At 54.1% G+C, this 9,449-nt stretch carries 17 protein-coding genes; all 17 read left to right on the forward strand.

Going from position 1 to position 9,449, the window contains the following annotated elements; translation table 11 throughout:
* Positions 1–155 precede the first annotated feature (155 nt).
* The 17 genes from ABLU87_RS04485 to ABLU87_RS04565 all read left to right on the forward strand — a co-directional run bounded on the left by ABLU87_RS04485 (position 156) and on the right by ABLU87_RS04565 (position 9,363).
* Complete coding sequence (locus tag ABLU87_RS04485) at positions 156–698, forward strand: single-stranded DNA-binding protein (RefSeq protein WP_004182056.1); 543 nt, start codon at positions 156–158, stop codon at positions 696–698.
* 48 nt (positions 699–746) lie between these two features.
* Positions 747–995, forward strand: coding sequence for a DUF905 domain-containing protein (locus ABLU87_RS04490; protein WP_004182058.1), 249 nt, complete (start codon positions 747–749; stop codon positions 993–995).
* Positions 996–1,064: 69 nt separating this feature from the next.
* Positions 1,065–3,122, forward strand: a complete 2,058-nt coding sequence (locus tag ABLU87_RS04495; protein WP_040224738.1) for a ParB/RepB/Spo0J family partition protein — start codon at positions 1,065–1,067, stop codon at positions 3,120–3,122.
* 44 nt (positions 3,123–3,166) lie between these two features.
* Positions 3,167–3,598, forward strand: a complete 432-nt coding sequence (gene psiB, locus ABLU87_RS04500; RefSeq protein WP_013023806.1) for a conjugation system SOS inhibitor PsiB — start codon at positions 3,167–3,169, stop codon at positions 3,596–3,598.
* A complete protein-coding gene (locus ABLU87_RS04505) occupies positions 3,595–4,323 on the forward strand; it encodes a plasmid SOS inhibition protein A (RefSeq protein WP_020323772.1) in 729 nt (242 codons plus the stop codon). Before psiB ends, ABLU87_RS04505 begins: the two co-directional genes overlap by 4 nt.
* Positions 4,320–4,646 (forward strand): hypothetical protein, encoded by a 327-nt coding sequence (locus ABLU87_RS04510; protein ID WP_004194231.1) that lies wholly within the window; start codon positions 4,320–4,322, stop codon positions 4,644–4,646. Before ABLU87_RS04505 ends, ABLU87_RS04510 begins: the two co-directional genes overlap by 4 nt.
* Before the next feature lie 55 nt (positions 4,647–4,701).
* Positions 4,702–5,076 (forward strand): hypothetical protein, encoded by a 375-nt coding sequence (locus tag ABLU87_RS04515; RefSeq protein ID WP_004182064.1) that lies wholly within the window; start codon positions 4,702–4,704, stop codon positions 5,074–5,076.
* 169 nt (positions 5,077–5,245) lie between these two features.
* Complete coding sequence (locus ABLU87_RS04520) at positions 5,246–5,398, forward strand: DUF5431 family protein (RefSeq protein WP_223362239.1); 153 nt, start codon at positions 5,246–5,248, stop codon at positions 5,396–5,398.
* The gene (locus tag ABLU87_RS04525) at positions 5,343–5,465 is read left to right on the forward strand and encodes a Hok/Gef family protein (RefSeq protein ID WP_085842394.1); all 123 of its coding nucleotides are present in this window, start codon (positions 5,343–5,345) and stop codon (positions 5,463–5,465) included. The genes ABLU87_RS04520 and ABLU87_RS04525 overlap by 56 nt, the downstream gene beginning before the upstream one ends.
* A gap of 695 nt (positions 5,466–6,160) precedes the next feature.
* Positions 6,161–6,433, forward strand: coding sequence for a hypothetical protein (locus tag ABLU87_RS04530; RefSeq protein WP_023317525.1), 273 nt, complete (start codon positions 6,161–6,163; stop codon positions 6,431–6,433).
* On the forward strand, positions 6,430–6,780 hold the full coding sequence (locus ABLU87_RS04535; protein ID WP_004182068.1) for a hypothetical protein: 351 nt from the start codon (positions 6,430–6,432) through the stop codon (positions 6,778–6,780). The genes ABLU87_RS04530 and ABLU87_RS04535 overlap by 4 nt, the downstream gene beginning before the upstream one ends.
* A gap of 635 nt (positions 6,781–7,415) precedes the next feature.
* Positions 7,416–7,772: a hypothetical protein gene (locus tag ABLU87_RS04540; RefSeq protein WP_004152717.1), complete on the forward strand. Its 357-nt coding sequence runs from the start codon at positions 7,416–7,418 to the stop codon at positions 7,770–7,772.
* A 60-nt stretch (positions 7,773–7,832) separates the two neighbouring features.
* Positions 7,833–8,045 carry a hypothetical protein gene (locus ABLU87_RS04545; protein ID WP_004182070.1) on the forward strand — a complete coding sequence of 71 codons (213 nt, stop codon included), beginning with the start codon at positions 7,833–7,835 and terminating at the stop codon, positions 8,043–8,045.
* 10 nt (positions 8,046–8,055) lie between these two features.
* Positions 8,056–8,280 (forward strand): hypothetical protein, encoded by a 225-nt coding sequence (locus tag ABLU87_RS04550; RefSeq protein ID WP_020325128.1) that lies wholly within the window; start codon positions 8,056–8,058, stop codon positions 8,278–8,280.
* Positions 8,281–8,360: 80 nt separating this feature from the next.
* Positions 8,361–8,681, forward strand: a complete 321-nt coding sequence (locus ABLU87_RS04555) for a type II toxin-antitoxin system RelE/ParE family toxin (protein ID WP_004152720.1) — start codon at positions 8,361–8,363, stop codon at positions 8,679–8,681.
* On the forward strand, positions 8,671–8,949 hold the full coding sequence (locus ABLU87_RS04560; RefSeq protein WP_004152721.1) for a helix-turn-helix transcriptional regulator: 279 nt from the start codon (positions 8,671–8,673) through the stop codon (positions 8,947–8,949). The genes ABLU87_RS04555 and ABLU87_RS04560 overlap by 11 nt, the downstream gene beginning before the upstream one ends.
* A complete protein-coding gene (locus ABLU87_RS04565; protein ID WP_004182074.1) occupies positions 8,950–9,363 on the forward strand; it encodes a helix-turn-helix domain-containing protein in 414 nt (137 codons plus the stop codon).
* Positions 9,364–9,449: the final 86 nt, after the last annotated feature.

Below are 9,449 nucleotides of genomic sequence, written 5' to 3' on the forward strand. Positions count from 1 at the left end.
CGTTTACGCCCTTGCGGCGAACGGCTCTCAAACGGGTGAAGGTTATATCCAGGGGGCAGGTTCAGCAGGTCCCCGTACAAAGTCAAAACCTCGGCCCCGGCAACTCAACGGGTGATGGTTTTAAAAGGCAAAACAACGGATTAAGGAGATTCATCATGGCAGCACGTGGCGTTAACAAAGTCATTCTGGTTGGACATCTGGGACAGGACCCGGAAGTGCGTTACATGCCCAACGGGGGCGCAGTGGCCAATCTGACGCTGGCCACGTCTGAAACATGGCGTGACAAGCAGACGGGAGAGATGCGCGAAAACACCGAGTGGCACCGTGTTGTCATGTTCGGCAAGCTCGCGGAAGTGGCGGGCGAATACCTGCGTAAAGGCGCACAGGTCTACATCGAGGGCCAGCTGCGCACCCGCAACTGGCAGGACGATGCCGGAGTCACGCGCTACGTCACCGAGGTGCTGGTCGGGCAGAACGGCACCATGCAGATGCTCGGCGGCCGCCGTGAATCCGGAGTGCCTGAGAGCGCCGCGCAGCCGCAGAATCCTGCCACCCCGGCACAACCTGCTCAGGCCGCAGCCAAATCCCCGAAAGCGAAGGGCGGTAAGAAAGGCCGTCAGGATGCCGCCCCGTCTCAGCAACCGCCTCAGCCTCTCCCGGATGATTTCCCACCAATGGATGATGACGCGCCCTTTTAAACCACGATGAAGACGCCCCGTTCAGGCGGGGCAGAAAAGGAGAAACACATGGACCATAACGTTTTGTCCCCGCTTGAATCCCTGCCGGATGGCACGTTTACCCGCGAGCAGGCTCAGGTTGTCGCAGCGCAGTATCAGAATGTGGCGATTGAAGATGATCAGGGGACCCATTTTCGCCTTGTCGTCCGTCATCAGGATGACGGCAGCATGATCTGGCGCGTCTGGAATTTTGAACCGGGCGGCGAGGACATGATGAACCGCTACATCCGGGACTACGGAGTACGCAAAACGAAGTAAGCAGTAAGAAGAAGGCCGGACAGGTGGGCTGTCCGGCAGACATTCATCAATAGCTAAGAGGTATCAATTATGTCTGCAACAGAGTCTAAGGTAAAAACTGCACCGAAAACCAGCAAAAAAACGCTTAAGTCTGCCGAAGCTGAGGCGCTTAAAGTGGCTCTCGATGCCGCACAGGTCGAGTATGTCCCGGTGACGGCACTGGTGAAGTCTCCCCTGAACGTCAGGACCATTCCCTATCCGGCGGAGAAAGTCTGTTCAATGGCAGATTCCATTGAAGCCATTGGCCTGTTGCAGAATCTGGTCGTGCATAACCTCCCGGATGGTCGCTGTGGTGTGGCTGCCGGTGGTCGTCGCCTGAAAGCGCTGCAGCTCCTGCAGAGTGAAAACCGTATCGATGCCGGATATCAGGTGATGGTGAAAAAGGTACCTGATGAACTGGCTGTTGCGGCATCAATGGCAGAAAACGAACAGCAGATGGCAATGCATCCGTCTGAACAGATCGCCGGGTTCCGCACACTGGCAGAGCAGGGGAAAACCCCCGCGCAGATTGGCGATTTGCTGGGGTTCGGTACGCGTCATGTTCAGCGCATGTTGAAACTGACCGAACTGGCTCCCGAAATTCTGGCGGCGCTGGCGAAGGATGAAATCACCACCGAACACTGCCAGGCACTGGCGCTCGAAAGCGATCAGAAACGCCAGGTGGAAGTGCTGGAATCCGCCCGCAAACGGTCCTGGAATAATGAAGTATCAGTTTCCTCGATCCGTAGCCTCATTACCTCAGAAGAGGTTTCCACAAACGGCGACAAATTCCGCTTTGTGGGAGAGGCCGCATTCAGTCCGGATGAAATCCGGGTTGATCTCTTCAGCAGCGAAAACGGCGGCTATGTCAAAAGTGCATCGCTCGATACCGCCCTGCTGGAAAAACTGCAGAACATCGCGGAGCACCTCCGCGAAGCGGAAGGCTGGTCATGGTGTGATGGTCGTCTTGACCCGATTTCACACTACGGGAAGGACACTAAAATCTGGCGCCTGCATGCTGTCCCACCTGTGGAATATACCGAAGCCGAATCAGAACGTCTTGCGGAACTGGAAGCTCTGGAAGCTAAGTATGAAGACGAGAACCCCGGCGTGAATGATGACGTCTTGGCCGGGGCTCTGGAAGCTGTCTGGGAAGAACAGCAGACCATCGCGCACCGGGCAAAACACCGGGCATGGACGGATGAAATGAAGCAATCTGCCGGAGTGGTGGTTTCCTGGACTGGCCAGGAGGTGAAAGTACAGCGCGGTGTGGTGCTGTGCGCCGATGAAAAAATGGAGGAGAAGGATGCATCCACCGATCAGGCCCCTGAAAAAGTCGATCCGCTGGACGCCGTCAGTGTCCCGTTGCTGACCCGCCTTTCTTCTGAACGCACACTGGCGGTTCAGGCGGCCCTGTTGCAGCAGCCGCAGAAAGCCGTCGCGCTGATGGTCTGGAAAATGTGTAACTCGGTTTTCCATACCACAACGTCCGTCAAAGAGCCGTTCTGCATTAGCGTGAGTGTGTCGCATTACGCGCTGACCCGTGAAGCACCTGACGGTGAAAACAGCGTTGCGTTTCAGGCCATCCAGTCAGAAAAAGAACGTCTTGAAGCCCTGCTGCCGGAAAACTGGCGAAAGGATATGACCACCTTCTTTACGCTCGATGGCGCAACCCTGATGGCACTGATGGCTTTCTGCACCGCCTGTTCCATAGATGGTGTACAGGGCAAGGATGAATTTGGTCGTAAACACCAGAGTTCGCTGGATGGGGTGGAAAACGCCATTCAGTTTGACCTTCGTGACTGGTGGAAACCGACGGCTGATAACCTTTTCTCGCACATGAAGCTGCCACACATTGTACAGGCACTCTCTCAGACCGGACTGGCTGGCGCAGCACAGGACGCCGCGAAGATGAAGAAAAAGGATGCCGCTGAACATGCAGAGCACTTCCTCTCAAAAATCCGTTGGGTTCCGGAATGGATGACCAGTGCTGACAACCAGAAACAGCTTGCCGCAAAGTCTGAACTCAGTCTGGCAACAAGTCAGAGCGATACCGACGCTGATGCCGGCGACGTCACCGACCATAACAACCCGGCCTGCGCCGCCTGATAACGGAGACGCCGCCCTGCGGGGCGGCGATAAGGAGACTGAAAATGAAAACGGTACTGACTCTGGATGTCCTGAAAACCATGTCTTCTGATGAGCTGGAAGACTACCGCGCCGCCGGTGAAGACTTTCGCCGGGAGCTGAGTCACGCTGTCATGCGCGATCTGACCTCACCGTCCGGCTGGTCCGTGAATGCCGAATACCGGTGCGAATTTGGCGGCTTCTTTCCTGTCCAGATCCGTTTTACCCCCCCTCATGGTCACTTTGATGTGGCGGTATGCAGTCCGGGGGAGCTGAATCCTCGCTGGATAGTGGTCTTTGTTACCCGTGACGGTCAGCCGTTCTCTGTCGTTCGCGTGATGGATGCATTCAACCCTGAACTCATCACCCATACTCTGGATCTCATCGAGTGTCTTGACGCCGGTGGCTACTCGTTTGCCAGCATCATCAGCACGCTGTCACAGGAGGGCGCACAATGATCCCGTCATCCAGTGCTCTTGTATCCCTGAAACCAGCCCGTCAGGCAGCGCTGCAGGCCATCATGACGGTGGAAGAGGCTCGCCAGCGCGGCGCACGTCTGCCATCGATGCCACACGTCCGGACATTCCTGCGCCTGCTGACAGGCTGTAGCCGGATTAACAGTGACGTTGCCCGCCGTATTCCTGGCCTTCACCGTGATCCAAAAGACCGCCTTTCCAGCCTGAAACAGGTGGAAGAGGCGCTGGATATGCTTATCTCCAGCCACGGGGAATACTGTCCGCTGCCGCTGACAATGGATGTGCAGGCTGAACTTTTTCCGGAAGTCCTTCATACCCGAACAGTACGAAGGCTAAAACGTCAGGACTTTGCCTTCACCCGAAAAATGCGCCGTGAAGCCCGTCAGGTCGAGCAGTCCTGGTTACTGCGTCAGAACCTGCTGGGACAGGCTGTCACAGAACTGAATTTTCAGTCACCGGAAACCGTCTGCACCTGGTACACCCGGTGGAGCGACGAGTTTGACGCGGCAGAGCTTGCAGCACCGTTCTGGCGCTGGCAGTCGCGATTCGAATCGCTGAAGGAACTTGACTGGCTTCGCATCAGCGGTGAGCCGCTGTATGCAGTGATGTACGAAATTCCGTTTATTGTCCGGGAAACACCTGAGCATATTCGTGTTGCTGAACGCTGGCAGGTGCCAAATAAGCTGGCTGATCGGAGTGGTGTATGAAGTGGCGCTATTCTCTGCGCTGGAAACTGCCGCACAGGCCCTGCCCGGGTCCACAGGAACTGATTTCCGTTGTCGTGGAGGCAGGGCAGGCGGCACCTGAAGAGGTGATGTCACGCTGGGTGGCTGGCTCAGGTTACGCTGTATGCGTGGATTTTCTCGGCCAGAAACAGATCCAACGCTGGAGCGATGAACGGAAAGCAGCGGTGAGAAGGCGCAACATGCAGGCACGTATTAATCGTGTTGCCCCTTTGTTTGCCGACGAGTTAATCGAGCGTGAACTGGCTGCGCGTCCGGAGTATTTCAATGGCAAGTCCGCCCGATGAATAAGTACAATGCTGTCTGACAACTCAGATGGCCAAATACAAGGAAAGCAGAACTATGAGGTACTGGTTGCTCGTTATCTTAATGAACGTGCTGTTCTGGTTGATCGTGAAGCATGTTGCTCCGGAATGGTATGGTTCCCCTGGTTATTATGCAGGCCAAATCATCTGCACACTAATAGCTGCGGTCATCACATGGCGTGATCCGCCTGACTGGTTAGATGGAATCCTGCTCGGCGTAATAAAATTCGGCGTTCTGATTGCCGGGATTATATTCTTTGTCTGGGGCATCGGGTACAAGCTGGCATTCTGGGGGCAACATGATCCTAATACCATATATGCAAGTGCAAACGATGTTATTTTGCCTAATCTTGCGCTGGGCACGGGCGTCTTGATCGCGGGATGGGTATACATTAGATATTTAAAGCGCTAAGCAGCATAAAGCGTGGATATACCTGGTAAGAAATAGCACCGGCCCGGTATAATCGACGTGGCGCTTGAGGCTTTTTGCCTCATGACGTGAAGGTGGTTTGTTACCGTGTTGTGTGGCAGAAAGCAGAAAGCCCCGTAGTTAATTTTCATTAACCCACGAGGCCCACTGAATGTCTAGTCAACACCAGTATGGCCTCTTACCGTGCAATTTGCAAGGAGGAGTAAACCATGAAACTACCGCGAAACGCCCTGGTCTGGTGCGTATTAATCGTCTGTTTAACGCTCTTGATATTCACATGCCTGACCCGGAACCGCTTATGTGAAGTCCGGCTAAAGGACGGGAACAGGGAGGTCGCGGCAAGCCTGGCTTACGAATCCAACGGTAAGTAGCAACCTGGAGGCGGGGAATACCCCGCCTTTTCAGGGCTGCGTTGGTCTGACATGCCTGAAGCGCCTTTATGAAGGGGGTGCCGGTTCGCCGGTAGCCCCTTTTTCCTGCTTACAGGAAAAAAAAACCGCACGGCAGGCGGGCAAAATGCTTTCACCTACCTACAACACGGATTCAATGAATCGCAAGTCACATTAACACCCTTCATTCACCGTAACACCCTGTCATCAGTGTGAAAAAAAGAGCGATTGATTGTGAACATTTGGGTTCTGGTGATAAGTTCGCTCTGTAGCGTAGCCCTCTTTACGGAGGGGTGGAAACAGCAACGGCAGAGTTAAAAGTCCACGAGTCAGTGAGGCTGTCCAAAGGCTCCCCGGGGAAATCCGGCGCTACATCAGGTTGCATAGCACTTAACCCGCCCTCCGGGCGGGTTTTCCTTCCGGAAACGTGCTGTAATACCTTTTATGTGCAATGCGCGGTTTCTACTTTCCTGATAAATCAGTCGCTCGGTCTGTCAGGTGATACCGCAGTTCATTCCTTGAATGATCCAGTGTTTTTTGCCTGCTATTTTAGCAGGCTTTTTTTTGTTGATTATGTATGACATCTGTCATACAGTTGATTGTGTAATGAACAGCAATTTTTCCACTTAACTCAGTGAGGCGAAGCGCAGTCGCGGGTGAGCCAAAGGAGAGCCAGCATGAACTTCACGATAAAATCCCGTAAAACCGGCGAAATTTTCAGTTTTTACGCACCCGAGAGTGGCGGTTATGTCCACCTGGAGTCCCCGGGACACTCTGGTAACACAGGTGCTCAGATTTGCTGTGGTGGAGGGTTCATGGGGAGTACGCTTTCCTGTGGCGCTTCTGAGGACGATCTGGCCAGTGTTGCCCGTAAATGGTACCGACAGTTCGTGAGGGAGCGGCGCAAATTCTTAATTATGTCGGGCCAGTATTCTGAGGATAACCCATGAAAAAAGAAATCTCCCGCAACCCCTCTTTCACGCCTTCGCCTAAGCTGCGAGCACATCTGAACTCCCACAGGGAAGGGGTGACTGAAAGGCTGAATAATATCTTTGATCGCTATGCGCATCTGGTTCGGGTCTGTGCCCTTCCTCTCGATGACGACGAAACACAGGTTCTGCTTAATGTGCTGAGTGGCTCCGTTGTGGAACCCGCCTTTATTGAATATCTGGCTCAGGAAATTCGGGACTCGGATGATTATCTGGAAGGGATACCCGCAGCTAAATCACTGTACGAAAAGTGTCAGTCAGCGACCTATCCGCAATTGCTGGCCACCGTCGAACGTCTGGAACGATAAGAAAGGCATAACAACACTGGACCCCTTCGGCTCCTGGCCAGCTGCGCTGTCCAGTCGTCGAGCCACACTCCGCCAGGGCAGCTGCTGCGCACCTGCCGGGCTCCGCCGAACCCGCTACGCGCTTTCGGGCCTGACGGCTAGTGTCTGATGTCTGAGGTCAAAGTCAACGGCAGCGCTTGCTGCGGCCGTTCCGGCCGCGCCGCTTTCACCGTGCCGGCGAAGGACTGCCGGCACTCTGCGGGGCAACGCCGTTTCGCGCCCGCGCTCTTCGTCGTTGCGGCGGGTGCCTGCTCCTTTCCCCTGGTACCCGTATCACCCGTTTGAGTCCATTCGCCGGGGCTGAGACAAGCACAACCCGTCTTGCTGTCCAGGGGACGGCAGAGCCTTTCGCAATAAATTTTTCCCGGCCATTCCGCTGCGCTTCATTAGACCGAAAAAAATTTCCCGCTCACCCCCGGACATCTGCACCGGGCCGTGCTCGTTTACGCCCTCGCGGCGAACGGCTCTCAAACGGGTGAAGGTTATATCCAGGGGGCAGGTTCAGCAGGTCCCCGCACAAAGTCAAAACCGCGGCCCCGGCAACTCAACGGGTGATGGTTTTAAAAGGCAGAAAAACAGACAAAGGAGAAAGCTGGATGAGCACACAAAACGTCAACGAAAAACCCTCCACCAAAGAAAGCACAACCCTCCGGACTGACGGTTTTGTGCGCAACATTCATTCCCGAAACCCGTTCGATGTTATCCGCGCCGATGTAGTGCTTGAACGTATCGAGAAAAAGGCTGGTCGGAGCTGCGGGATGCATTACGAGCTGTATCAGGCCCATCTGCTGGGTGGTGCGCTGGATTATCTGGATGCGCTGCCGTTGAAAGACCGTCCGGTGTTAATGGGCGCTGCGGCAAAGCGCGGCTATCTGCTGACGCTAGCCGAAGAGGAACGCGCGCTGGAAGCACGGGATGTACTGATGAGTGAACTGGCGGCAAACGACTGCTGAGAAATAAACACGGATGGCGGCGTATCGCTGCCATCCCTTAAAGACCAGAGGTAACGCAAAATGAAAGTATACGGCCATCAACACTCATCAGAGGCTTTCTTCCGGGAAAATTCCCCATCCTGTTTTGAACCAAAAGCGGAAAAGGTGATCGCTTTTCATGGAAAGGATGCCAGTTACGCCTATAACGTGCTGGCCGATCTGAAAGCAGCAGGTGCTTCATATACGCGCCGGAATATCATCGCCGATATGTTCCGCCGTCTGGGTGTGAAATGAGGTCTGGGCAATGGAACACGTGAAAGGAAAAATCCAGCAGGGGGCAGGGAACGCCTATTTTGCAGGGATGCAGTGGCGCGGTATTACACTTGGACACGCCGATGCTGCAGCGCTTAATCAGTTTGATATCGATATCAGCAAAGCTCAGGCACTCGAAGCACGCACCTGGTTGCTTCAGAACAAAGCAGAATTCATCGCTCTGATCCTAGGCATTGAAGTTGTAAAGGTCGGGTAGTGAGAAGCCAGCTAACTTAGCTCTTGAGCTAAGTTAGCTTTTGAGCTAATGTGTGCACATACGGACTAGAGATTACATTCATGTTCACAGTCATCTTTCATGATGAGGCTGAAAAAGAGTTTACGGCTCTGCCTGCTGCCATTCGTGCAAAAATGGCCAGGCTACTCATGAAGCTGGAAGCAAACCCTCGCCAGCTACGCGAGCCAGATACCAAGCCGCTTGGAAACGGCCTTTTCGAAATACGTACAATGGGGGCAGATATCGCCCGCGGAATCTGGGTATATCAGAGTGGTGAACGTATTTTTCTACTTCGGATCTTTATCAAAAAATCGCCAAAAACGCCCCCGGCAGAAATAGATCAGGCACTTCGCAGACTGGAGGAAATGCAGAATGAAATATAAAACCCTTAGCCAGGTTCATACCGAAGCAATGAACGATCATGAGTACAGCGCGGCATTCGAGGCAGAAGAAGCCTCGGAGCTACTTCGGGAAACCTTAGCAACATGGAGAAAAGAAGCGGGTTTGACGTCGGCACAGGTTGCAGAACGTATGGGCATCAAAGCGCCTACTATCTCACGTATGGAGAAGAACGCTTCGCGAATGAGTATTCAGACGCTGGTTCGGTACGCCAGAGCCTGCGGTGTTAACTTTAAAATTCAGCAGGTTTGAATGATTAGCGATGCCAATAAAGCGGTGAATGACCTGGCGAGTATTGTCCCTCTGCTGGGTGGCAGTTCGTCCCGCAAAGATTACGAAGAGGCACGTAAACTCGTTGAATATCTTCTGGAACATGATCCGGACAGCCCGCTGGTTGATATGCTGACTGCCCGCATCGATGCCTGGGAAGATAACGCGGTGGAATTTGAAGAATTTAATACGCGCTTCGAAGCAGGCAAAAACGGTGTATCGTTGCTGCGGGTTCTTATGCAGCAATACGGGCTTTCTCAGTCCGATTTCGAAAACGAGATAGGTAATAAATCGCTCGTCAGCCGGATCCTCAGTGGTGAACGCAGTCTGACCTTTGATCACATGCGGGCGCTGGCAAATCGATTTCAAATCCCGGTCTCGATGTTTGTTGACTGATTCGGGAACAGAGCAGGCGAAGGGGGCATCGGTCCCCGTCTGGCCGCGCCTCGAAAGACCGCGCGCCTGCGGCGCCGGGAAAACCG

The sequence above is a fragment of the Klebsiella sp. CB_Kp196 genome (genome assembly GCF_040061575.1).
GTDB classification, from domain to species: Bacteria; Pseudomonadota; Gammaproteobacteria; order Enterobacterales; family Enterobacteriaceae; genus Klebsiella; species Klebsiella michiganensis.

What these genes read in the sequence shown, in the direction of transcription:
- ABLU87_RS04565 (WP_004182074.1), top strand. Translation starts at nt 8,950, where the DNA reads ATGATTAGCGATGCCAATAAAGCGGTGAATGACCTGGCGAGTATTGTC.
- ABLU87_RS04555 (WP_004152720.1), top strand. Translation starts at nt 8,361, where the DNA reads ATGTTCACAGTCATCTTTCATGATGAGGCTGAAAAAGAGTTTACGGCT.
- ABLU87_RS04490 (WP_004182058.1), top strand. Translation starts at nt 747, where the DNA reads ATGGACCATAACGTTTTGTCCCCGCTTGAATCCCTGCCGGATGGCACG.
- ABLU87_RS04505 (WP_020323772.1), top strand. Translation starts at nt 3,595, where the DNA reads ATGATCCCGTCATCCAGTGCTCTTGTATCCCTGAAACCAGCCCGTCAG.
- ABLU87_RS04515 (WP_004182064.1), top strand. Translation starts at nt 4,702, where the DNA reads ATGAGGTACTGGTTGCTCGTTATCTTAATGAACGTGCTGTTCTGGTTG.
- ABLU87_RS04540 (WP_004152717.1), top strand. Translation starts at nt 7,416, where the DNA reads ATGAGCACACAAAACGTCAACGAAAAACCCTCCACCAAAGAAAGCACA.
- ABLU87_RS04530 (WP_023317525.1), top strand. Translation starts at nt 6,161, where the DNA reads ATGAACTTCACGATAAAATCCCGTAAAACCGGCGAAATTTTCAGTTTT.
- ABLU87_RS04535 (WP_004182068.1), top strand. Translation starts at nt 6,430, where the DNA reads ATGAAAAAAGAAATCTCCCGCAACCCCTCTTTCACGCCTTCGCCTAAG.
- ABLU87_RS04550 (WP_020325128.1), top strand. Translation starts at nt 8,056, where the DNA reads ATGGAACACGTGAAAGGAAAAATCCAGCAGGGGGCAGGGAACGCCTAT.
- psiB (WP_013023806.1), top strand. Translation starts at nt 3,167, where the DNA reads ATGAAAACGGTACTGACTCTGGATGTCCTGAAAACCATGTCTTCTGAT.
- ABLU87_RS04545 (WP_004182070.1), top strand. Translation starts at nt 7,833, where the DNA reads ATGAAAGTATACGGCCATCAACACTCATCAGAGGCTTTCTTCCGGGAA.
- ABLU87_RS04495 (WP_040224738.1), top strand. Translation starts at nt 1,065, where the DNA reads ATGTCTGCAACAGAGTCTAAGGTAAAAACTGCACCGAAAACCAGCAAA.
- ABLU87_RS04520 (WP_223362239.1), top strand. Translation starts at nt 5,246, where the DNA reads ATGTCTAGTCAACACCAGTATGGCCTCTTACCGTGCAATTTGCAAGGA.
- ABLU87_RS04560 (WP_004152721.1), top strand. Translation starts at nt 8,671, where the DNA reads ATGAAATATAAAACCCTTAGCCAGGTTCATACCGAAGCAATGAACGAT.
- ABLU87_RS04485 (WP_004182056.1), top strand. Translation starts at nt 156, where the DNA reads ATGGCAGCACGTGGCGTTAACAAAGTCATTCTGGTTGGACATCTGGGA.
- ABLU87_RS04510 (WP_004194231.1), top strand. Translation starts at nt 4,320, where the DNA reads ATGAAGTGGCGCTATTCTCTGCGCTGGAAACTGCCGCACAGGCCCTGC.